Origin of the sequence: Pseudomonas sp. NBRC 111143, assembly GCF_001320965.1 — a bacterium.
GTDB lineage: Bacteria > Pseudomonadota > Gammaproteobacteria > Pseudomonadales > Pseudomonadaceae > Aquipseudomonas > Aquipseudomonas machongensis.
Map to the genome: position 1 here is coordinate 34,013 of NZ_BCBT01000017.1, position 22,533 is coordinate 56,545.

At 64.7% G+C, this 22,533-nt stretch carries 22 protein-coding genes; 11 read left to right on the top strand and 11 right to left on the bottom strand.

Translation table 11 applies throughout. From position 1 onward, the window contains the following. Positions 1-169: 169 nt before the first annotated feature. The 3 genes from mqo to APH44_RS11880 all read right to left on the bottom strand — a co-directional run bounded on the left by mqo (position 170) and on the right by APH44_RS11880 (position 4,228). The gene (gene mqo, locus APH44_RS11870; protein WP_054892888.1) at positions 170-1,813 is read right to left on the bottom strand and encodes a malate dehydrogenase (quinone); all 1,644 of its coding nucleotides are present in this window, start codon (positions 1,811-1,813) and stop codon (positions 170-172) included. A 264-nt stretch (positions 1,814-2,077) separates the two neighbouring features. Beyond that, positions 2,078-3,151: an AI-2E family transporter gene (locus APH44_RS11875; RefSeq protein WP_054892889.1), complete on the bottom strand. Its 1,074-nt coding sequence runs from the start codon at positions 3,149-3,151 to the stop codon at positions 2,078-2,080. Positions 3,152-3,163: 12 nt separating this feature from the next. Continuing rightward, positions 3,164-4,228 (bottom strand): DUF2066 domain-containing protein, encoded by a 1,065-nt coding sequence (locus tag APH44_RS11880; RefSeq protein WP_054892890.1) that lies wholly within the window; start codon positions 4,226-4,228, stop codon positions 3,164-3,166. A 271-nt stretch (positions 4,229-4,499) separates the two neighbouring features. Here APH44_RS11880 and purM point away from each other — a divergent pair, with 271 nt between their 5' ends. The 4 genes from purM (at position 4,500) to APH44_RS11900 (ending at position 7,321) form a co-directional block, all read left to right on the top strand. Then, positions 4,500-5,558 carry a phosphoribosylformylglycinamidine cyclo-ligase gene (gene purM / locus APH44_RS11885; RefSeq protein WP_054892891.1) on the top strand — a complete coding sequence of 353 codons (1,059 nt, stop codon included), beginning with the start codon at positions 4,500-4,502 and terminating at the stop codon, positions 5,556-5,558. Continuing rightward, positions 5,558-6,211, top strand: a complete 654-nt coding sequence (purN, locus tag APH44_RS11890) for a phosphoribosylglycinamide formyltransferase (protein ID WP_054892892.1) — start codon at positions 5,558-5,560, stop codon at positions 6,209-6,211. The genes purM and purN overlap by 1 nt, the downstream gene beginning before the upstream one ends. Positions 6,212-6,219: 8 nt before the next feature. Then, positions 6,220-6,930 (top strand): DUF3108 domain-containing protein, encoded by a 711-nt coding sequence (locus APH44_RS11895; RefSeq protein WP_054892893.1) that lies wholly within the window; start codon positions 6,220-6,222, stop codon positions 6,928-6,930. Positions 6,931-7,138: 208 nt separating this feature from the next. Continuing rightward, positions 7,139-7,321 (top strand): hypothetical protein, encoded by a 183-nt coding sequence (locus APH44_RS11900; RefSeq protein WP_054892894.1) that lies wholly within the window; start codon positions 7,139-7,141, stop codon positions 7,319-7,321. A gap of 44 nt (positions 7,322-7,365) precedes the next feature. On the opposite strand, the gene APH44_RS11905 is transcribed toward APH44_RS11900, so the two are convergent. The 7 genes from APH44_RS11905 to APH44_RS11935 all read right to left on the bottom strand — a co-directional run bounded on the left by APH44_RS11905 (position 7,366) and on the right by APH44_RS11935 (position 15,722). Beyond that, the gene (locus APH44_RS11905; protein ID WP_054892895.1) at positions 7,366-7,905 is read right to left on the bottom strand and encodes a DUF2058 domain-containing protein; all 540 of its coding nucleotides are present in this window, start codon (positions 7,903-7,905) and stop codon (positions 7,366-7,368) included. A 26-nt stretch (positions 7,906-7,931) separates the two neighbouring features. Next, complete coding sequence (mazG, locus tag APH44_RS11910) at positions 7,932-8,765, bottom strand: nucleoside triphosphate pyrophosphohydrolase (protein ID WP_054892896.1); 834 nt, start codon at positions 8,763-8,765, stop codon at positions 7,932-7,934. Positions 8,766-8,873: 108 nt separating this feature from the next. Then, positions 8,874-11,114, bottom strand: a complete 2,241-nt coding sequence (gene relA / locus APH44_RS11915; RefSeq protein ID WP_054892897.1) for a GTP diphosphokinase — start codon at positions 11,112-11,114, stop codon at positions 8,874-8,876. A 96-nt stretch (positions 11,115-11,210) separates the two neighbouring features. Continuing rightward, positions 11,211-12,575 (bottom strand): 23S rRNA (uracil(1939)-C(5))-methyltransferase RlmD, encoded by a 1,365-nt coding sequence (gene rlmD / locus APH44_RS11920; protein ID WP_054892898.1) that lies wholly within the window; start codon positions 12,573-12,575, stop codon positions 11,211-11,213. After that, positions 12,575-13,474, bottom strand: coding sequence for a cysteine synthase CysM (gene cysM, locus APH44_RS11925; RefSeq protein WP_054892899.1), 900 nt, complete (start codon positions 13,472-13,474; stop codon positions 12,575-12,577). Before cysM ends, rlmD begins: the two co-directional genes overlap by 1 nt. A gap of 95 nt (positions 13,475-13,569) precedes the next feature. Further along, the gene (locus APH44_RS11930; protein ID WP_082420899.1) at positions 13,570-15,003 is read right to left on the bottom strand and encodes a sensor histidine kinase; all 1,434 of its coding nucleotides are present in this window, start codon (positions 15,001-15,003) and stop codon (positions 13,570-13,572) included. Positions 15,004-15,005: 2 nt separating this feature from the next. Then, a complete protein-coding gene (locus APH44_RS11935; RefSeq protein WP_054892900.1) occupies positions 15,006-15,722 on the bottom strand; it encodes a response regulator transcription factor in 717 nt (238 codons plus the stop codon). A gap of 203 nt (positions 15,723-15,925) precedes the next feature. On the opposite strand from APH44_RS11935, the gene APH44_RS11940 reads away from it, so the two are divergent. From APH44_RS11940 to APH44_RS11955, 4 genes are read left to right on the top strand one after another with little or no spacing between them, the layout of a single operon-like run. Continuing rightward, positions 15,926-18,682: a response regulator gene (locus tag APH44_RS11940; RefSeq protein WP_054892901.1), complete on the top strand. Its 2,757-nt coding sequence runs from the start codon at positions 15,926-15,928 to the stop codon at positions 18,680-18,682. A 31-nt stretch (positions 18,683-18,713) separates the two neighbouring features. Continuing rightward, a complete protein-coding gene (locus APH44_RS11945) occupies positions 18,714-19,703 on the top strand; it encodes a 2-hydroxyacid dehydrogenase (RefSeq protein WP_054892902.1) in 990 nt (329 codons plus the stop codon). Between the two features lie 25 nt (positions 19,704-19,728). Beyond that, entirely contained in the window at positions 19,729-20,166 is a 438-nt protein-coding gene (locus APH44_RS11950) for a hypothetical protein (protein WP_054892903.1), read from the top strand. Beyond that, entirely contained in the window at positions 20,163-20,567 is a 405-nt protein-coding gene (locus APH44_RS11955) for an META domain-containing protein (RefSeq protein WP_054892904.1), read from the top strand. The genes APH44_RS11950 and APH44_RS11955 overlap by 4 nt, the downstream gene beginning before the upstream one ends. A 36-nt stretch (positions 20,568-20,603) precedes the next feature. On the opposite strand, the gene APH44_RS11960 is transcribed toward APH44_RS11955, so the two are convergent. Continuing rightward, positions 20,604-21,071: a TlpA disulfide reductase family protein gene (locus APH44_RS11960; protein WP_054892905.1), complete on the bottom strand. Its 468-nt coding sequence runs from the start codon at positions 21,069-21,071 to the stop codon at positions 20,604-20,606. Positions 21,072-21,158: 87 nt separating this feature from the next. Between APH44_RS11960 and arsC the strand changes: the two genes are divergently transcribed. The 3 genes from arsC to APH44_RS11975 are packed head-to-tail and all read left to right on the top strand — an operon-like array spanning position 21,159 to position 22,514. Then, a complete protein-coding gene (gene arsC / locus APH44_RS11965; protein WP_054892906.1) occupies positions 21,159-21,512 on the top strand; it encodes an arsenate reductase (glutaredoxin) in 354 nt (117 codons plus the stop codon). After that, the gene (gene wrbA, locus APH44_RS11970; RefSeq protein ID WP_054892907.1) at positions 21,509-22,114 is read left to right on the top strand and encodes an NAD(P)H:quinone oxidoreductase; all 606 of its coding nucleotides are present in this window, start codon (positions 21,509-21,511) and stop codon (positions 22,112-22,114) included. The genes arsC and wrbA overlap by 4 nt, the downstream gene beginning before the upstream one ends. After that, positions 22,107-22,514 carry a DUF2069 domain-containing protein gene (locus tag APH44_RS11975; RefSeq protein ID WP_054892953.1) on the top strand — a complete coding sequence of 136 codons (408 nt, stop codon included), beginning with the start codon at positions 22,107-22,109 and terminating at the stop codon, positions 22,512-22,514. Before wrbA ends, APH44_RS11975 begins: the two co-directional genes overlap by 8 nt. Positions 22,515-22,533: the final 19 nt, after the last annotated feature.

Genomic DNA, 22,533 nt, shown 5'->3' on the forward strand with positions numbered 1-22,533 from the left:
CGCGGTGGATGACACAGGCTCCGCCGGTGTTCGCGGGCCCGCTCCCACAGGGGCCCGCTGCCACAAAACACTGTAACCAGGCGCAAAAAAGCCACGAGCCCGCCTGCGGCGATCCTCGTGGCTTTTCAGGCAACGGCCTGTCAGGCGACAGGCCATTTCCTCAGGCAGCTTACAGCGCCATGTCGTTGGCAGCCTTGCTCTCGGCAGGTGCGGTCAACTCGACACCGGTGCTGGTCCCGACGCTCTGGTCGATGACCGGCGGCTTCTCCAGTTGCAGCACTTCAGCGGTGTAGTTCCACTCTTTCTGCACGGCAGCAGCGGAATCGTTCAGCTTGGTACCGTAGCTCGGCACGATTTCGCGGATGCGGGCCTGCCACTCAGGCGTAGCGACCTTCTCCTTGAACACGGTTTCCAGCACGTTGAGCATGATCGGCGCAGCGGTCGAGGCGCCTGGCGAAGCACCCAGCAGACCGGCGATGGTACGGTCCTGGGACGCCACCACTTCGGTGCCCAGCTTCAGCACACCGCCCTTCTCTTCGTCACGCTTGATGATCTGCACGCGCTGACCGGCCTGCCACAGGCGCCAGTCTTCTTTCTTGGCGTGCGGGAAGTAGGTGCGCAGGGCTTCGAAGCGGTCGTCATCCGACAGCATCACCTGGCCAGCGAGGTACTCGACCAGCGGGTACTGCTCGATGCCCACTTTGGTCATCGGCCAGACGTTGTGCAGGGTGGTGCTGCTCAGCAGGTCCAGGTACGAGCCGTTCTTCAGGAACTTGGTCGAGAAGGTGGCGAATGGCCCGAACAGGATCACGCGCTTGCCGTCCAGCACGCGGGTGTCCAGGTGCGGAACCGACATGGGTGGCGCGCCGGTCGAGGCGATGCCGTAGGCCTTGGCCATGTGCTGCATGGCAACGGTCGGGTTCTCGGTCACCAGGAACGAACCACCTACCGGGAAGCCTGCGTATTCCTTGGCTTCAGGAATGCCCGACTTCTGCAGCAGCTTCAGGGCGCCGCCGCCGGCACCGATGAACAGGAACTTGGCGTCGGTGGCAGAGGTGCTGCCATCCTTCAGGTTCTTGTACTCGACGTGCCAGGAGCCGTCCTTGTTGCGGGTGATGTCCTGCACTTCGCTGGACAGCTTCAGCTTGAAGTTGTCGCGGGTCTGCAGGTGGCCGACGAACTGGCGGGTGATCTCGCCGAAGTTGACGTCGGTGCCGATCGGCGTCCAGGTCACGGCCAGCTTCTGGTTCGGGTCACGCCCTTCCATCATCAGCGGGACCCACTTGGCGATCTGCGCGTGGTCTTCGGAGAACTGCATCGGGCGGAACAGCGGGCTCGCCTGCAGTGCTTCGTAACGCTTCTTCAGGAAGGCGATGTTGTCGTCGCCCCAGACGAAGCTCATGTGCGGGGTGGTGTTGATGAACGATTTCGGGTTCTTCAGCACGCCCTGGCGAACCTGCCAGGACCAGAACTGGCGCGACACCTGGAAGGCTTCGTTGATCTCGATCGCCTTGGAGATGTTGACCTTGCCGTCCTTGTCCATCGGGGTGTAGTTCAGCTCAGCCAGCGCGGAGTGGCCGGTACCGGCATTGTTCCAGCCGTTGGAGCTTTCCTCGGCGACGCCGTCCAGGCGCTCGACCATTTCCATCGACCAGCTCGGCTCCAGTTCGCTGAGCCATACGCCCAGGGTCGAACTCATGATGCCGCCGCCAATCAGGAGCACATCGACTTTCTTGGCTTCGTCGGCGTGCGCTTGCATGAAGCTCGCCGCGACAGCCAGACCCAGCAAGGTCTTGCCAGCTTTTTTGAACATTGATCACTTCCAGTCAGTAGAACGGAGGGGGGCCTGTGGCTGGCCCAGGTGTTTCTTGTTCTTCAGCGCAGGCTTTTTGTGATCATTGTTCAGCAGCCAGAGAACCCTTACACACTTCAGCCATTGGTCTGATTGACCTGGGTCGGCTGAAACGATTGCGGATTGTAACCGAAACGCCAGCACAAACAAATTGGCGGCGGGAACGTCAAGGTGGCGGGTTGTCCCAGGGGCTCGCCCGGCACGTGAGCCGGGCGATTGGGAGGTTCAAAGCTCGGGATCGATATCCCCGGCGTACATATCCGACTCTTTATACAGGTCATGCACATGGCGCAGCAGCACCATGATCACCGCCGCCACCGGCAGCGCCAGGAGCACGCCGGTGAAGCCGAACAGCTCGCCGCCGGCCAGGATGGCGAAGATCACCGCCACCGGGTGCAGGCCAATGCGGTCGCCCACCAGCAGCGGGGTCAGCACCATGCCCTCGAGGGCCTGGCCGACCATGAACACCGCGACGATGCCCAGCATCGGGTACAGGTCGCCGCCGAACTGGAACAACCCGGCGATCAGCGCTGCACCGATGCCGACGATGAAGCCCATGTACGGCACGATGGCCGCCAACCCCGCCAGCAGGCCGATCAGCAGCCCCAGCTCGAGGCCGATCAGCGACAGCCCGACCGCGTAGATCACGCCCAGCGCCAGCATGACCAGCAGCTGGCCGCGCACGAACGCCCCCAGCACCTCATGGCACTCACCCGCCAGCCCCACCACCTGGTCTTCACGCTGGCGCGGCAGCAGGCTGCGCAGCTTGGCCATCATCAGGTCCCAGTCACGCAGCAGGTAGAAGCCCACCACCGGGATCAGCACCAGGTTGGCCAGCCAGGCGATCAGCGCCAGGCTCGAGGCGGTGGCCTGGGACAGGACGATGCCGACGATGTCGGTGGTCTGGCCCATGTGCGCGCCGATGGCAGCCTTGATCTTGTCGAACTTCCAGAAGCCATCGGCCAGGCCCAGACGGCTCTGCACCCACGGCAGGGCCACATGCTGCAGCCAGTCGAGCATCTGCGGCGCCAGCTCGTACAGGCGCAGCAACTGCTTGGCCAGCATCGGCACCAGTACCAGCAGCAAGGCGAGGAACACCAGCGTGAACAGGCTGAACACCACCACCACGCCCCAGGTGCGCGACAGGCCCAGGCGCTCCAGGCGATCGACCAGCGGGTCGGCCAGGTACGCCAGCAGGATGCCCACCAGGAACGGCGAGAGGATGTTGTGCAGCAGGTACAGCAGGACGGCGATCAGCAGGGCTATGCCCAACCATACCCAACGGCGTACATCAGTCATGTTCGCGGCTCCTTACCAGCGAAAACGCAGGCCATCGAACGGCTTTGGCGCAGCCGCCTGCGGGGCGACCGCCTGGCCAGGCGCTGCCTCTGCTACGGGAGCGGGAGCGGCGGCAGGCGCCGGATCGACGGGCACCTCCTGCAGATGCGCCAGCCCCAGTTGCGCGCGCAGTTGTTCGCGATTGCCGGTGACCGTATAGGTCAGGGTGTCGCCGTCGGCCATCTGCAGCCGCGGGCCATAGGGCTCGAGCACACGCAGCAGTTCGGCGTAGCGCTGCAGGTTCATGCCCTGCACCTGGACCTGCAGGTCGCTGCTCGCGCCCGGGCGGGTGACGTAACGGGGTGCCAGGCGTGTACTGATCGCCAGCATCACCGCGTCGGCCAGCGCGGCCTGGTCGGCCCCCTCTGCCGTGCCCTGCTCGCGCTGCTCGCCCAGCCACAGTTGCCATTTGCCTTGCCACTTGCCGTCGGCTTCGTGGGCGTGCACAGCCAGCAGGGCATCGGCGCCATAGCGCTCGGACGCCTCACGCAGCGGCGCCGGGTCGTTGCCTTCGAGCTGCTTGGCATTGGCCACCAGTTGTTCCTGCAGGTCGGCCAGCGGCAGGCGCAGCGGCAGGCCACGGTGCTGGGCTGCACGACGCAGCGGCTCGGCGCTGCTCTGGCCATCTCCGACCAGGCTGCTGCCCTCGACACTGTCGTACAGCCACCAGCCAAGAATCGACGGCCGGTTGCTGCCCCACAGGGCCAGGCCGCCCTGGCGAAGGGCGCGCTCGGTGCTGCCGGGGTCGAATTCCACCACCACCGCTTCAGGTGGGCCGGCGTCGCTGCCAACCTGATTGACGATCTGTTGCGGATCCTTGCGCAGGGCGACCACCGCCGGGTTCTGCGTCGCCTTGGCATCGCCGGTCAGGCGCAGCACCAGGGTGTCGAGTGCCTTGGCGGTGGCCTGGGTCCGCGCCTCGCTGCCCTGCCCATCGACAGGCTCGCGGACCTGATAAAGCCCCGATACGGTCTCGGCCTGTGCCGTTGCACCGATCAGCCCTATGCAAACCACTGCCAGGTAATTGAGAAAACGCATGAAGGATTCCTGTCCAGATGACTTTCAGGGCAGAAGCTACAAGCTGCACGCTGTCAGCGGCAAGCAAAAGCGCGCGCCGGTGCTGTCTGTCTTCTCTTATAGCCTACCGCTCGCCACTTGCCGTTCAATGGAGGATGGCCGCTGCCGGGCAACCCTGATAAAATCGCGCGCCTTCGCAGACCAGTCACGTACAGGCAGCCGCCGCCTCCCGAGCCGGCCTTGGCCGCGCTGGTCGTTTTCCTGAATCCCTCCCCCTTAAAGGCCTGGATCAATGAGCAAGCAACCCTCCCTGAGCTACAAAGACGCCGGTGTAGACATCGACGCCGGCGAAGCACTGGTCGAACGCATCAAGGGCGTCGCCAAGCGCACCGCACGCCCTGAAGTCATGGGTGGCCTGGGCGGCTTCGGCGCCCTCTGCGAGATCCCGGCCGGCTACAAGCAGCCGGTGCTGGTCTCCGGCACCGACGGCGTCGGCACTAAGCTGCGCCTGGCACTGAACCTGAACAAGCACGACAGCATCGGCCAGGACCTGGTCGCCATGTGCGTCAACGACCTGGTGGTCTGCGGCGCCGAGCCTCTGTTCTTCCTCGACTACTACGCCACCGGCAAGCTGAACGTCGACGTGGCCGCTACCGTAGTCACCGGCATCGGCGCCGGTTGCGAACTGGCCGGTTGCTCGCTGGTCGGTGGTGAAACCGCCGAGATGCCAGGCATGTACGAAGGCGAAGACTACGACCTGGCCGGTTTCTGCGTCGGCGTGGTGGAGAAGTCGGAAATCATCGACGGCTCGAAAGTGGTCACCGGCGACGCCCTGATCGCCCTGCCTTCCTCCGGCCCGCACTCCAACGGCTACTCGCTGATCCGCAAGATCCTCGAAGTGTCCGGCACCGACATCGAGAACACCCAGCTCGACGGCCAGCCACTGACCGACCTGCTGATGGCGCCGACCCGCATCTACGTCAAGCCGCTGCTGGAGCTGATCAAGAAGACCGGCGCGGTCAAGGCCATGGCCCACATCACCGGTGGCGGCCTGCTGGACAACATCCCGCGCGTCCTGCCAAAAGGCGCCCAGGCCGTGGTCGACGTGGCCAGCTGGCAGCGTCCGGCGGTGTTCGACTTCCTGCAACAGAAAGGCAACGTCGACGAGCACGAAATGCACCGCGTACTGAACTGCGGCGTAGGCATGGTCATCTGCGTGGCCCAGGACCAGGTCGACAACGCCCTGAACGTCCTGCGCCAGGCCGGTGAGCAGCCTTGGGTGATCGGCCGCATCGACGTAGCCGCCGAAGGCGCTGCCCAGGTCGAGCTGCAGAACCTCAAGGCACACTGATGCCGAGCAAGACCTGCAATGTCGTCGTACTGCTGTCGGGCTCCGGCAGCAACCTGCAAGCCCTGATCGACAGCATCCACGCCGAACACGGTAGCGCGCGGATCCGCGCGGTGATTTCCAACCGCCCCGACGCCTTTGGCCTGCAACGGGCCAAAGCCGCCGGGATCGACACCGCCGTGCTCGAGCACGGTGGTTTCGACGGGCGCGAAGCATTCGACGCGGCGCTGATGCAACTGATCGATGGCTTCGCCCCCGACCTGGTGGTGCTGGCCGGCTTCATGCGCATCCTCAGTGGCGCCTTCGTGCGCCACTACCAAGGGCGCCTGCTCAACATCCACCCGTCGCTGTTGCCCAAGTACAAAGGGCTGCACACTCACCAGCGGGCCCTGGACGCCGGTGACGCCGAACACGGCTGCAGTGTTCATTTCGTCACCGAGGAACTCGACGGCGGGCCCTTGGTCGTACAGGCTGTGGTAGCGGTCGCGCCAGGCGACGATGCGCAGAGCCTGGCACAACGGGTCCACCAACAGGAACACCAGATCTACCCGCTGGCGGTGCGCTGGTTCGCCGAAGGACGCTTGCGCCTGGGCGAACAAGGTGCATTACTGGATGGCCAGCCGCTGGCGGCCAGCGGTCACTTGATTCGACCCTAGGAGAATATATGCGTCGCGCCCTGCTATTGGCTCTCGCCGTGCTCGCCCTGCCCCTCCAGGCAGCTGATCTGAAGCCTTTCTCGGCCAGCTACACCGCCGACTGGAAACAGCTGCCCATGAGCGGCACCGCCGAACGCAGCCTGGTCAAGAACGCCAACGGTACCTGGGACCTCAACTTCAAAGCCTCCATGATGATCGCCAGCCTGACCGAACAGAGCACGGTGCGCATGGACAACGACACCCTGCTGCCGCAGAAGTATCACTTCGAGCGTGGTGGCCTGGGCAAGGCGAAGAAGGTTGACCTGGACTTCGACTGGAACAGCAAGAAAGTCACCGGTAGCGACCGTGGCGATGCGATCAGCCTGCCGCTCAACCGTGGGGTGCTGGACAAGTCGTCCTATCAACTGGCCCTGCAACATGACGTGGCGGCGGGCAAGAAGAGCATGACGTACCAGGTGGTCGACGGTGACGAGATCGACACCTACGACTTCCGCGTGCTGGGCACCGAGAAGGTTGCCACCAAGACCGGCCAGGTCGATGCGGTGAAGGTCGAGCGCGTGCGCGACCCAAGCCAGAGCAAGCGCATCACCGAGCTGTGGTTCGCCAAGGATTGGGACTACCTGCTGGTGCAACTGCGCCAGGTCGAGACCGATGGCAAGGAATACGTGATCGTGCTGCAGGATGGTACGGTCGATGGCAGGACGGTGAAGGGCAACTGATCCGTTCCCTGCGCTGTAACCTGCTGTAGCCCGAGCCCCGCCTGGTGCGGGGCTTTGTTTTGACTTGCAGGAGCGCCGCGACGGGATCAAGCGCAGCGCGTTTCATGAACATAGTTTCATCGTCGTTTTATTTACTTAGCCTGCTAACAAACTCTATAAAGAAAGTGTGCGACACAGTGTCGCAGACCAACAGAAGTGGAGTTTACCGATGACTGTCCAAGTAACCGAACGCGACGAATCGAGAATGTCCCACGAAGGCCTGGCCGCTGGCGTGCGGATCTGGGACGTACACCAGCAGGGCCAACTGGTCGGCATGTTCCACAACGAGCATGAAGCCCACCAGTACCGCCAGGAGCTCGAGACCCTCGAGAGCCAACGCGGCACACAATAAGATCTCCCCCACGAAAAACCCCGCCTGAGCGGGGTTTTCGTCATTTACCACATCAGATCGTCAGGGATCTTGTAGGCCGCATATGGATCGTCTTCATCGGCCTCCTCGACATGGGTGTTGAGCAGCAGGATGCGCTTGGGATCGCGTTCCTGGATCTTCACCGCCGCCTCGCGCGGGATCACTTCGTAGCCGCCGCCATGGGCGACGATCGCCAGCGAGCCGTTGCTCAGCTTGCTGCGCATCAGGGCGTTGACGGCAATGCGCTTGACCTTCTTGTCGTCGACGAAGTTGTAGTAGTCCTCGGTGGTCAGCTTGGGCAGGCGGGTCGCCTCGATCAATTGCTTGACCTGTGCGGCACGGGCCTTCTGCTCGGCCTTCTCCTGCACCTGGCGGTTCAGTTCCTGGTCCTTTTTGGCCTTGTCGGCCATGGCTTCCTTGGCCAGGCGCTGCTGGCTGTCGTCCACCTCGACCTGGCCCTTGTGTTCCAGGCGTTTCTGTTTCTTTTCGGCCTTGTTGGTCTGGGAGACCTGCTTCTGGTTGACCAGACCGGCCTTGAGCAATTGATCGCGAAGGGAAAGGCTCATCGGTGTTCACTCACTTATGCATCGGCTCAGCCGCAGCTGGGCAGGTTCTTTTCCTGACGCTTGGCTTCACCCCAGAGGGCATCCAACTCGTCAAGGTTACAATCTTCGATCGGTCGGCCAGTGTCGCGCAATGCCTGCTCGATGAAGCGGAAACGTCGTTCGAATTTACGGTTGGCGCGGCGCAGGGCGTTTTCCGGATCCTGCTTGAGATGACGGGCCAGGTTCACAGCGGCGAACAGCAGGTCGCCGACTTCGTCTTCCAGTGCCTGGTCATCGCCATCGGCCATGGCCTGCAATACCTCGTCGAGCTCCTCGCGGACCTTGTCCAGCACCGGCAACGCCTCGGGCCAGTCGAAGCCGACGGTGGCCGCGCGCTTCTGCAGTTTGGTCGCACGCGACAGCGCCGGCAAGGCGCCGGGAACATCGTCGAGCAGCGAGAGCTGTTCGGGGGTGCTCTTCTCGGCGCGCTCCTCGGCCTTGATCTCTTCCCAGCGCGACTTGACCTGCGCCTCGCTCAAGCACGGGATGTCGGGTGCGGCGTAGAGGTCACCGGTGGGGAACACGTGCGGATGGCGGCGGATCAGCTTGCGGGTGATCGAATCAACCACGCCGGCAAACTCGAAACGCCCCTCCTCCCGCGCCAGCTGGCTGTAGTAGACCACCTGGAACAGCAGGTCGCCGAGTTCGCCCTGCAACTGCGCGAAATCGCCCTGCTCGATGGCGTCGGCCACCTCGTAGGCTTCCTCGATGGTGTGCTTGACGATGCTGGTGTAGTCCTGCTCGAGATCCCAGGGGCAGCCGTATTGCGGATCGCGCAGGCGGGCCATGAGGTGGAGCAGGTCGTTGAGGGTGTAGGTCATGCTCTGGCAGGTCCTTAGGTGGCGCCCTCATCGCGGGACGAGCCCGCTCCTACAGGAATCACGCTGCACCTGCAGGAGCGGGCTTGCCCGCGATGGGGCGACGCAGTCTCAAGGCGTACGATTACGCCGCGTCTCGATGATGTTCGGCAACTGCGAGATCCGTCCGAGCAAGCGCCCCAGCGCATCCAGGCCTGGAATCTCGATGGTCAGCGACATCAGCGCGGTGTTGTCTTCCTTGTTCGAGCGGGTATTGACCGCCAGCACGTTGATCTTCTCGTTGAGCAGCACCTGCGAAACGTCGCGCAGCAAGCCCGGGCGGTCATAGGCGCGGATGACGATGTCGACCGGGTAGGTCTGCACCGGAATCGGCCCCCAGCTCACCTGGATCATGCGCTCCGGCTCCTTGCCCGCCAACTGCAGCACCGAGGCGCAGTCCTGGCGGTGAATGCTCACGCCGCGGCCCTGGGTGATGTAGCCGACGATGGCGTCGCCCGGCAGCGGCTGGCAGCAACCGGCCATCTGGGTGAGCAGGTTGCCTACGCCCTGGATCTGGATGTCGTTGCGCTTGCCCGATCGGGTCCCGCGCGCCGGGCGCGGCACCAGCTCGACCGGCTCGATACGCTCCGGCTCGAGCAACTGCTGGGCGGCGTTGACCATGTGCGCCAGGCGCAGATCACCGGCCCCCAGCGCAGCGAACATGTCCTCGGCGGTCTTGACGTTGGCCTTTTCCGCCAGGCGCTCGAAGTCCACCTGCGGCAGGCCCAGGCGGCTGAGTTCGCGCTCGATGAGGGTCTTGCCGGCAGCGACGTTCTGGTCGCGCGCCTGCAGCTTGAACCAGTGGACGATCTTGGCCCGCGCACGCGAGGTGGTGACGTAGCCAAGGTTGGAGTTCAGCCAGTCGCGGCTCGGGTTGCCCTGCTTGCTGGTGATGATCTCCACCTGCTCGCCGGTCTGCAGGCTGTAGTTCAGCGGTACGATGCGCCCGTTGATCTTGGCGCCACGGCAGTTGTGGCCGATCTCGGTGTGCACGCGGTAGGCGAAGTCCAGCGGCGTGGCGCCCTTGGGCAGGTCGATGGCGTGGCCATCAGGGGTGAACACGTAGACCCGGTCCGGCTCGATGTCGACCCGCAGCTGTTCGGCCAGGCCGCCGATGTCGCCCAGTTCCTCGTGCCACTCCAGCACCTGGCGCAGCCAGGAAATCTTCTCTTCGTAGTGGTTGGAGCTGGACTTGACGTCGGTGCCCTTGTACTTCCAGTGCGCGCAGACACCAAGCTCGGCCTCCTCGTGCATGCCGTGGGTACGGATCTGCACCTCGAGCACCTTGCCCTCGGGGCCGATCACCGCGGTGTGCAGCGAGCGGTAGCCGTTTTCCTTGGGGTTGGCGACGTAGTCGTCGAACTCCTTGGGAATGTGGCGCCACAAGGTGTGGACGATACCCAGCGCGGTATAGCAGTCGCGGATTTCCGGCACCAGCACGCGCACCGCACGCACGTCGTAGATCTGGCTGAATTCCAGGCCCTTGCGCTGCATCTTGCGCCAGATCGAATAGATGTGTTTCGCCCGGCCGCTGATGTCGGCCTTGACCCCGGTGGCCAGCAGCTCGTTCTGCAACTGGTTCATCACATCGCTGATGAAGCGCTCGCGGTCCAGCCGCCGCTCGTGCAGAAGCTTGGCGATCTGCTTGTACTGGTCGGGCTCCAGGTAGCGGAAGGACAGGTCTTCCAGCTCCCACTTGATATGGCCGATGCCCAGGCGGTGAGCGAGCGGTGCGTAAATGTCGAACACTTCGCGCGCCACACGCAGGCGTTTTTCGTCATCGGCGGCCTTCACCGCGCGGATCGCGCAGGTCCGCTCGGCCAACTTGATCAGGGCGACGCGTACGTCGTCGACCATGGCCACGAGCATCTTGCGCAGGTTCTCGACCTGCGCCTGCGAGCCCAGCACCAGCGACTGGCGCGGGCTGAGGCTGGCGCTGATGGCGGCCATGCGCAGCACGCCGTCGATCAGCTTGGAGACCACCGGGCCGAAACGCTGGCCGACCTCGGCCAGGGTGACCTTACCTTCGCGGACCGAGCGATAGATCACGGCAGCGACCAGCGAGTCCTGGTCGAGCTTGAGGTCTGCGAGAATTTCAGCGATCTCGAGCCCCGCCTGGAAGCTCGACGTCCCGTCGGCCCAGGAATGCTTGGCCGGGTTGCCCTTCTTCTCGACTTCCTGGGCGAAATCGCAGGCCTCCTTGAGCGCCGTGCGATCCAGCGCCGAATCGACGCTCACCACATGATCCAGCCATGCTTCGAGATTGATACTGCCGTCGGTGTTGACCGGCTGGTGCACTCTCACCTGTACCATGTTTCGTTTACCTTTCCATACAGCGCACCTCGCGGGTGCACTGGCAATCAACCGTGCCGCTTCCCGTCCGTGGAAGCCGCACCAAGGGGCTAGCCGTTACTGGCCCACTTCGAATAACGCCATGGCCTCGACATGCGCCGTCTGAGGAAACATGTCGAGAATCCCGGCCCTTTTTAACCGGTACCCCTGGCCGACCAGCACCTGCGCGTCTCGCGCCAGCGTGGCGGGGTTGCACGATACATAGACCAGCCGCCTGGCCTTGAGGCGTGCGATGCTTTGCACCACCTCGTAGGCACCGTCGCGCGGTGGGTCCAAGAGTACCGCAGAAAAGCCCTCGGCGGCCCATTCGGCACCTGCCAAAGACTGCGATAAATCGGCCTGAAAAAACCGTGCGTTATGCACATTGTTGCTACCGGCGTTGGCGGCGGCCCGATCGACCATCGCCTGCACACCTTCCACCGCCACCACTTCACGGGCCTGGCGAGCCAGCGGCAGGGCAAAATTGCCCAGGCCACAGAACAGGTCCAGTACCCGTTCGTCCGGTTGCGGCGCAAGCCACGCCAGCGCCTGTTGGATCATCAGGGTGTTGACCTGGGCATTGACCTGCACGAAGTCGCCCGGTCGCCACGCCAGCTCCAGCCCCCAAGGGGCTAGGTCAAACCCAAGTGTCGCGGCGCCATCATGTGGCGCCGGCTCACCCTCGCCCTGCAGCCACAGTTGCGCACCCGCCTGCTCGCAGAACGCCTGCAGGCGCGCCAGGTCGTCATCGGCCAGCGGCGCTACATGGCGTACCAGCACGGCCTCGGCGGTGCCGCTGAACAATTCCACATGCCCCAGCGCCTGAGGTCTGCTCAAGCTGCGCAGCACGGTCGGCAAATGTCGCAGGATGGTTTGCAAGGGTTGTACCAGCACCGGGCAATCGTCGATGGCGATGATGTCCTGGCTGGCTTCGGCGCGAAAACCGACCTGCAGCTCGCGCGCCTTCACATCCCAACGCACGGCGATGCGCGCGCGACGGCGGTAGCCGAATTCCGGCCCGGCCAGCGGCGCGGCCCACTCATCAGGCTGCACACCGGCTACGCGCTGCAACTGCTCGGCGAGCAGGCGCTGCTTGAGCGCCAGCTGGCCCTCGTGGGGCAGGTGCTGAAGGTTGCAACCGCCGCAGCGGGCGTAATGTCGGCACGGCGCCTCGCGCCGCTCGGGGCTGGCCTGCAGCACGCGCTCAAGACGTGCTTCGACGATCTTGCCGCGGGCATTGAGCACCCGCGCCTCGACCGCCTCGCCCGCCAGGGCACCACTGACGAACCAGGTGCGCCCCTCGACAAAGGCGATGCCGCGTCCGTCACCGGCCAGGCGCTCGATGTCCAGGCGTTGTTTCTTGCCCACCGGCACCTGTGGGGTGCGGTCGCCGCCGGCTGGCTGGAAGCGCAGGCCGCTGCTGTTGCTTTTCTTTCTGGACATCAGGTCGCGTCGAACAGGCCGGTGGAGAGATAACGGTCGCCGCGGTCGCAGATGATCGCGACCATTACGGCATTTTCCACTTCACGGGACAGACGCAGCATCGCCGCGACCGCACCGCCGGAGGACACACCGCAGAAAATGCCCTCTTCGCGTGCAAGGCGACGGGTGGTGTCTTCGGCTTCCTGCTGGGACATGTCCACCACGCGATCGACGCGGGTGGCGTCGAAGATCTTCGGCAGGTATTCCTCCGGCCAGCGGCGAATACCGGGAATGGCCGAGCCTTCCATCGGTTGCAGGCCGACGATCTGCACCGCCGGGTTCTGTTCCTTGAGGTACTGCGAGCAGCCCATGATGGTGCCGGTGGTGCCCATGGAACTGACGAAGTGGGTGATGCTGCCCTGGGTCTGCTGCCAGATCTCGGGACCTGTGCTGGTGTAATGGGCAATCGGGTTGTCGCCGTTGGCGAACTGGTCGAGCACCAGGCCGCGACCCTCGGCCTGCAGTTTTTCGGCCAGATCGCGCGCCCCTTCCATGCCCTCTTCCTTGGTCACCAGGATCAGCTCGGCGCCATAGGCGGTCATCGCCGCCTTGCGCTCGGCCGTGGAGTTGTCGGGCATGATCAGGATCATCTTGTAACCCTTGATCGCCGCCGCCATGGCCAGGGCGATGCCGGTGTTGCCGGAGGTCGCCTCGATCAGGGTGTCGCCTGGCTTGATCTGGTTGCGCAGTTCGGCACGGGTGATCATCGACAACGCCGGACGGTCCTTGACCGAGCCGGCCGGGTTGTTGCCTTCGAGCTTGAGCAGAAGGGTATTGCTGGTCTGCCCGGCGATACGCTGCAGGCGGACCAGAGGGGTGTTGCCGACGCAATCGGCGATGGTTGGGTACTGCAAGGTCATGGGCGTGTTTCGCAATCAGGACGGCAGGGGCGCCTATCATACCGGCAAAGGACGCGCCGCCATATCACGCAATTGCTGGGAGATATAGCAGGTAGTTATATGGGAGACGAACCCTGCGCGGGCAAACTCGCGCTCGCAAGAACGGTGAAAGCCTTTTCAGCAGCAGGCTTACCCGCCAAGCCCTCCATGTCGACACAAGGCAGGCGCATGCACAGTCGCAGCCCCCATTGCCCATTCTCGGCCCACAGCCTGCCGCCCTGACGCTGGATCGCACTGCGGGCGATACTCAGCCCCAGCCCAAAGCCTCCATCCCCGGGGCGCGAGCCGTCGAGCCGGGAAAACGGCGCGAAGATCCTTTCCAGAGCGTCGTCATCCACCCCGCCGCCTTCATCTTCCAGGAACAACTGCCAGTGATTGCCCTCGCGCAGACCACTCAGGCGTACCACCCCGTCGTGCGGCGAGTGGCGGATAGCATTGCGCAGCATGTTCTCCAGCGCCTGGGCCAGGTGGTTGAGATTACCCTCCACCCAACAGCTGGCCGGCAACGTGCACTGCAACCGCTGCGCTGCCCAGCCGCTTTCGTAGCAGGCATTCTCCACCAGCAGGTCCCACAGGGCCTGAAGCTGGATGGGCTCAAGGTTCATCGGCGCACGCTCGGCATCCTGCCAGGCCAGTTGCAGGGTGTCCTCGACCAGTTGCTGCATGCAATCGAGTTCCCGTTCGAGGCGCTCGCGCAGGCGCGCGACGTCGGTCTCGCCCTCGCAGGCCACACGCAGGCGGCTCAGTGGCGTGCGCATCTCGTGGGACAAGTCGCGCAACAGTTGCTGCTGCAGGGCCACCGTGCCCTGCAGGCGCTCGGCCATCTGGTCGAAGGCACGCGCCAGCTCGCCCAACTCGTCGTCACGACCGATCGTGCGCGAATCGAGCCGCGCCGAAAGCTGGTCGGCACGCCAGGCATTGGCCTGCTCGCGCAACTGGTTCAGCGGCACGATCAGCATCCGGTAGAGGCCCACGCACAGCAGCAGGGTGAACAGACCCGGCATCACACCGTTAGTGATGATCCGCCAGAACAACCGGTACTGGCCGGGGGTCAGGCGCTGGGGCAACTCGATCACCAGCATGCCCTGCTCGGGAGCCTGGGGGAACGGCAAGCGCAACCAGGGCTGGTCGACGCTGCGCCTGCTCATCGGCCAGTCGACGCCGCGCAGGCGGGTCAGGCGCTGGATTTCCTCCGTGGACAAGCGAGCCCCCGCGAGCGGACGCAAGTTGCCATCGAGCACCGCGATCCAGCCCGATTCACGCTGGCGCATGTCCAGCAACCAGCGCTCGAGGCCTTCCCGGCCGCCCTGGTTCCAGGCCTGCTCGGCCTCGGCGGCATAACCGCGCAACAGCTGCCGGGCAGGCTCGGACAAGAAGGCGTTCTGGGTTTCCATATGCCGGCCCCAGGTGTAGCTCAGGCCGATCATCAGCAGGCAGAAGCCAACCAGCAGCACCGCCAGCTTCCAGAACAGCGATCGACGATCGAGCATGCTCAGTCTGCCTCGCCGGCACAGAACACGTAGCCCTTGCCCCATACCGTGCGCACCTGGCGCTCGTGATAACCGATACCCTTGAGCTTGCGACGGATCTGGCTGACATGCATGTCCAGGCTGCGGTCATGGCGCGAATAGCCACGCTGCAGGACCTGCTGGTAAAGGAAGGGCTTGCTCAGCACCTCCTCCTGGCTGCGATTGAGGGTGTCGAGCAGGCGGTATTCACTGGGCGTGAGCCCCGCAGCCTGCCCGTCGAGCGTCACGTCGCAGGCTTGGTCGTCGAAATGCAGTTGCCCCGGCAAGACGTCACGCGGCGCTTGATGCCGGCGCTCCAGGGCGACCCGGCGCAGGATCGCCTCGATGCGCACGCGCAGCTCGGCCATGCTGAAGGGCTTGGGCAGGTAGTCGTCGGCACCGCGCTGGAAACCGCTGATACGGTCCGCCTCGGCCCCCAGCGCCGACATCAGGATGACCGGCGTGGCGCTGCGCCGGCGCAGTTGCGCCAGGGCGTCCAGACCGTTGAGCCCTGGCAGCAGGATGTCCAGCAACACCACATCGAAGGCCTCGCGGCCAGCAGTTTCCAAGCCTTCCAGGCCATTACGACACCAGGTCACGCGGAAACCGCCGCGCTGCAGCTCCTCGTGCAGGTAGGCGCCGAGCACCGGATCGTCCTCGATGGCGAGGATGCTTGAGTCGTGAATGGATACGGTATGCATTGGCATCTGCCATGAATTCTCAGTTGCGCGATTATTGGCGAGGGACGCCGTTCTGGCAACCGAGTGACGACCAATGCCCTTGCCAGCGCTGCGCGTCATAAAAAACCCGCACAAACAAAGTGCATTACCGGTGCGCGCGGAGTAACGTTCTGCGGGATCCCGTCCACTCGCGACGGCCCGCACGCACATGACAGGAGACAGGTGTGCTCGATCGTTTGGGAATCAGAAGCCGCGTCCTGCTGCTGGCCTTACTGCCCGCCGGGCTGATGGCGCTGGTGCTGGGCATTTATTTCACCTGGTTGCAGCAGAACGAACTGCGCACCCAACTGTTGCAACGCGGCAAGATGATCGCCGAGCAACTGGCACCGCTCGCAGCCCCCGCCCTGGCCCAGGAAGCGCCAGGGCAGCTCGAGCGCATCGCCGCCGAAGCTTTGGAGCAGACCGATGTGCGTGCCGTGGCTTTCCTGGCCCCGGACCGTTCGCGCCTGGCCCATGCCGGCCCCAGCATGCTCAACCAGCCGCCCAGTGGCGGCACCGGTACGCAACTGCTGCAACGTACCGGCAACGACGCCACGCGCTACCTGATGCCGGTTTTCGGCCATCACCGCGACCTGGCCACCGAAGCCGTGCCCAACGAATCCGAGCGCTTGCTTGGCTGGGTCGAGATCGAACTGTCCCACGACGGCACGCTCCTGCGCGGCTATCGCAACCTGTTCACCAGCCTGCTGCTGATCTTTGCCTGCCTGAGCCTCACGGTGCTGCTGGCATTGCGCATGAGCCGGGCGATCAACGGCCCGATCGGGCGCATCAAGCACGCGGTCACCCAGCTCAAGGAGGGCAATCTCGAAGAACGCCTGCCGCCCATGGGCAGCGTCGAGCTGGACGAGCTGGCGGCCGGCATCAACCGCATGGCCGAAACCCTGCACAACGCCCACGAAGAGCTGCAGCACAGCATCGACCAGGCCACCGAGGACGTGCGCCAGAACCTGGAGACCATCGAGATCCAGAACATCGAGCTGGACATGGCGCGCAAGGAGGCCCTGGAGGCCAGTCGGATCAAATCCGAATTCCTCGCCAACATGAGCCACGAGATCCGCACCCCGCTCAATGGCATCCTCGGCTTCACCCACCTGCTGCAAAAGAGCGAGCTCACGCCTCGCCAGCTCGACTATCTGGGCACCATCGAAAAGTCCGCCGACAACCTGCTGGGGATCATCAACGAGATTCTCGACTTCTCCAAGATCGAAGCCGGCAAGCTGGTGCTCGACAGCATCCCCTTCAACCTGCGCGACCTGATCCAGGACACCCTGACCATCCTCGCCCCGGCGGCCCACGCCAAGCAGCTGGAGCTGGTCAGCCTGGTGTACCGCGACACGCCTTTGTCGCTGGTTGGCGATCCGCTGCGGCTCAAGCAGATCCTCACCAACCTGGTGAGCAACGCCATCAAGTTCACCCGCGAAGGCACGATCGTCGTGCGCGCCATGGTCGAAGACGAGCACGAAGACACCGCGCAACTGCGCATCAGCGTGCAGGACACCGGCATCGGCCTGTCCCCGGCGGACGTGCGCACCCTGTTCCAGGCCTTCAGCCAGGCCGACAACTCGCTGTCGCGCCAACCTGGCGGCACCGGCCTTGGCCTGGTGATCTCCAAGCGCCTGATCGAACAGATGGGCGGCGAGATCGGCGTCGACAGCACGCCGGGCGAAGGCTCGCAGTTCTGGATCAACCTGAGCCTGCCCAAGGCCCACGACGACGCCGAGGAAATGCCCCTGCAAGCGTTGCTGGGCCGTCGCGCAGCGATCGTCGACGGCCACGAACTGGCCCGTCAGGCCCTGGAACACCAGCTTGAAGACTGTGGTCTGAGCGTCAGCCTGTTCTCGTCGTTCGAGCAGTTGCTGCAAGGCGTACAGGCCGCCAGCCAGGCCGGCCACCCCTTCGAATTCGCCGTGCTTGGCGCCAACCTGGGCAACCTCTCGCCCGACCAGCTCGGCCAGTACCACCAACAACTCGAACGCCTGGGCTGCCAGTGCGTGGTGCTGTGCCCGACCACCGAGCAGGCGCTGTATCACCCGTTCCTGCCCAATGCCCATGGCCAATTGCTGTCCAAGCCCACCTGCACCCGCAAGTTGCGCCGCCTGCTGCTGGAACTGGTGCAACCGACCCGCCCCAGCAGCGAACCGCGGCACACTGCCGGCTCGCGGGTGCCAAGGATCCTCTGTGTCGACGACAACCCGGCCAACCTGCTGCTGGTGCAGACCCTGCTCGAAGGCATGGGCGCCGCAGTCGTGGCAGTAGACAGCGGCTTCGCGGCAGTCCAGGCCGTGCAGGACGAACCCTTCGACCTGGTGCTGATGGATGTGCAGATGCCCGGCATGGACGGCTGCGCCTGCACCGAGCAGATCCGTCGCTGGGAAGCCAGCCAGAGTGGCCCGCCCCTGCCTATCGTCGCCCTGACAGCCCACGCCATGGCCAACGAAAAGCGCGCCCTGCTGCACAGTGGCATGGATGACTACCTGACCAAGCCGATCAGCGAGCGCCAGCTGGCCCAAGTGGTGATGAAATGGACCGGCCTGAGCCTCGGTACGCCCTCACTGGACCGCGCCACTGAACGCTTGCCCGATAGCAACGAGCTCAAGGTGCTCGACCACGAAGAGGGTTTGCGCCTGGCGGCCGGCAAAGCGGACCTGGCCGCCGACATGCTGGCGATGCTGCTGGCCTCGTTGGAAGGTGATCGCCAGGCCATCCGCAGCGCGCGCGAACAAGGCGATCGTTCGGCGATGATCGAGCGCGTTCACCGCCTCAACGGCGCTTCGCGCTATTGCGGCGTCCCACAATTGCGGGCCGCCTGTCAGCGCAGCGAGACGCTGCTCAAGCAGGACAGCCCGCAGGCATTGCAGGCGCTGGATGACCTGGAGCGCGCCATCCACCGGCTGGCGGAGCAGGCGCACCTGCGTGCCTGATCGTCGACGACACACCGAAGGAATCTCCACCATGCGCGTCCTGTTGTTCAGCAGCCAGCACTACGACCAGGAAAGCTTCACCCAGGCCGCCGCCAGCCGCGCCCTGGAGCTGCATTTCCAATCCGCTCGCCTCACCCCGGACACCGCCCCACTGGCCCAGGGCTTCGAGGTGGTCTGCGCCTTCATCAACGATGATCTGGGCGCCGAAGTCCTGCAACGCCTGGCCAGCGGTGGTACACGGCTGATCGCCCTGCGTTCGGCGGGCTACAACCATGTCGACCTGGCGGCTGCTGCACACCTTGGGCTGACGGTGGTGCGCGTCCCAGCTTATTCGCCGCACGCCGTGGCCGAGCACGCGGTAGCGCTGATCCTGGCCCTCAACCGCCGCCTGCACCGCGCCTACAACCGCACCCGCGAAGGCGATTTCACCTTGCATGGCCTGACCGGCTTCGACCTGCACGGCAAGACCGTGGGCGTGGTCGGCACCGGGCAGATCGGTGCTGCGTTCGCCCGCATCATGGCCGGCTTCGGCTGCCAGTTGCTAGCCTACGACCCCTACCCCAACCCCGAGCTGCTGGCCCTCGGTGCCCGCTATCTGGAACTGCCCGAACTGCTTGGCCAGGCACGGATCATCAGCCTGCATTGCCCGCTGACCGAGCACACCCGTCATCTGATCAACGCCGAGAGCCTCGCGCGCCTGCAGCCCGGTGCCATGCTGATCAACACCGGGCGCGGTGCGCTGGTCGATACCCCAGCGCTGATCGACGCGCTCAAGAGCGGCCAGCTCGGCTACCTGGGCCTGGATGTCTATGAAGAAGAGGCGCAACTGTTCTTCGAGGACCGCTCCGACCTGCCGCTACAGGACGACGTGCTGGCCCGGCTGCTGACCTTCCCCAACGTGATCGTCACCGCGCACCAGGCGTTTCTGACCCGCGAAGCGCTGGAAGCGATTGCCGCGACCACCCTGGACAACATCGCCCGCTGGGCAGCAGGCGATGCGCAAAACACGGTCACAGGGTAGGATACGCGGCATTTCTGGAGGACCCATGGTCGAGCACGATTTCCGCTACACCCTTTTCAACCCGCAACACACCCTGATCGAATGCCGCGCGCTGGTGCCAGGCCGCTACCAGGTAACCGGCAACGGCGGATCGATGCACAAAGGCGACGTCCTGCTGGTGACGCTCAAAGGCAGCAAGGACCTGTCCATGCGCCTGACCGTCGAGAGCGTCCGTCACCTGATCAACCCGCGCGGCCAGTGGGTTGCCGTGGCCAGCGGCCCGGTGTTCAACGAACTGGAAATCCTCGCCTGGCAGGTCAAGTGCGACAGCTGCGAGGCCGTGCTCGACTTCGAATTCGCCGTCGATGCAAAGCTCGGCAAGAAGGCCCGCCAGCCCGCCGCCGATGCACGCATCGCGGAACTGGGCTGGAGCAGCCAGGGCGAGCGTCACCTGTGCCGCAACTGCCAGGGAAGCGCCCAGTGAAACACCTGTTGATCTGCGCCGCCCTGCTTGGCGGTCTGTTCGGCTGCGCCGCGCAGCCTTCCAAACTGCAGCAGGAGCAGAGCTATGTGCTGGAGTGGATCGGCGAACGCCCGCTGATCGACTACAGCCACCTGACCCTCACCCTGGCCGATGATGGCCGCGCCTATGGCAATGCGGGCTGCAACCATTGGTTCGCCAGCTATACCCTGGACGGCGACAAATTGAGCTTCGGCAAGATCGGCAAGACCCGCAAGCTGTGTGCCCCGGCATTGATGGAGCAGGAGCAGCGCTTCCTCCAGGCCCTGGAAACGGTGCAGCGCTGGGATGTGTCGGCGATCGAGCAGATCCGCTTCTGGCCGGCCGAAGGCAAGCCGCTGCGCTTCTGGCCTGAGGAAGGCTGAAGTGCATCGGGGCCGCTGCGCGGCCCCGACAACAGGTCAGGCGCCGCCCTTGAGCGCCTTGATCTTCGCCTGCAGCCCTTCGAGCGTCTGCTCACCGAGCAACTGCTCACGCACCTTGCCCTTGTCGTCGATGATGTAGGTCACCGGCAGTGCTTCGCTGCGAGGCAGCTCGTAACGTTCGGCCGGGTCCTGGGCCAGCACGGTGAAGTCGATGCCCAGCGCCTGTACGGCCTGCTTGAGGTCGTCGCCCTGCAGCCCGTCGAAGTTCACCCCTACCACCTTGATGCCCTGGGCAGACCATTGCTTGGCCGCCGTGTTCAGTTCGGGGATCTCGGTGCGGCAAGGTCCGCACCACTCGGCCCAGTAGTTGAGCACCAGCCAGTGCCCGTCGATCTGCTCGGCCTTCACCGTATTGCCGTGCTGGTCCACGCCGTAGTCCGCACCGCAGCCGCCGAGCAAAAGGCTCGCGGTGATGGGCAGTGCAGCTGCCAAACGCCTTGCCATGGGTCAATCCTTCTCGAAGTTTTAAGGCATGAAATGTCGATCGCTGCGGTTAGAATAGCCGCCACACCCAGCTGGATGCGACCCGTCATGACCGATTTGACCCTCTATCATAACCCGCGCTGCTCCAAATCCCGCGGTGCCCTTGAACTGCTGGAAGAACGCGGCCTGGCCCCGACCGTGGTGCGCTATCTCGAAACCCCGCCCGACGCCGCCACGCTTAAGGCGCTGCTCGGCAAGCTCGGCATCGGCGCGCGCCAGTTGTTGCGCAGCGGCGAAGACGAATACAAGGCCCTGGACCTGGCCAACCCCGCGCTCACCGATGCGCAACTGATCGACGCCATGGTCCAGCATCCGAAATTGATCGAACGCCCGATCCTGGTCGCCGGCGACAAGGCCGTGATCGGTCGGCCCCCCGAGAAAGTCCTGGAGATCCTGCCGTGAACGATCCATTCATCCTGGTCCTCTACTACAGCCGCCACGGCTCCACCAGCGAAATGGCCCGGCACATCGCCCGCGGTGTCGAGATGGCGGGCCTGGAAGCGCGCCTGCGCACGGTGCCGGCGATTTCCACCGAGTGCGAAGCCGTGGCGCCGGACATCCCCGCCAGCGGCGCGCTCTACGCCACGCTGGACGACCTGCGCCACTGCGCGGGGCTTGCCTTGGGCAGCCCGACCCGCTTCGGCAACATGGCCGCGCCGCTCAAGTACTTCCTCGACGGCACCAGCAGCCTGTGGCTGGGCGGTGAACTGGTCGGCAAGCCTGCGGCGGTGTTCACCTCCACTGCCAGCCTGCACGGCGGCCAGGAAACCACCCTGCTGTCGATGCTGCTGCCGCTGATGCACCACGGCATGCTGGTCACCGGCCTGCCCTACAGCGAATCGGCCCTGCTCGAAACCCGTGGCGGCGGCACGCCCTACGGCGCCAGCCATCATGCCGGTGCCGACGGCAAGCGCGAGCTGGACCAACACGAGATCGCCCTGTGCAGGGCGCTCGGCCAACGCCTGGCCAACACGGCCAAGGCCCTGGGTGGCGAGCGTGGCTAGAAAGCCCAAGGTCCTGCCTGCACTCGACTGGCTTGCCCCGCGCCTGCGCCTGACCCGGGCGCTGAGCCTGGCCTGCTTCTTCGGCCTGATCGCCTTGCTGGTGGTGAACAACCTGTGGTTCGCCGACCTGCATGGGGCGCGGGTCGAAGTGATCCTGGCCATCGAGCTGATTCCGCTACTGCTGTTACTGCCAGGCATGCTCAGCGGCAGCGCCCGGGCGCATGCCTGGACCTGCTTTGTGGTGAACATCTATTTCATCAAGGGCGTGCTGGCAGCGTTCGACCCGGCCCGGGCGCTGCTTGGCTGGATCGAGGTGCTGGTGAGCCTGGGGTTGTTCGTCAGCGGGTTGCTGTACGTGCGCTGGAAGTTTCAGTTCGAGCGGCGGATGGCGGGGGAATAGGGCAACTGATACGGCATTC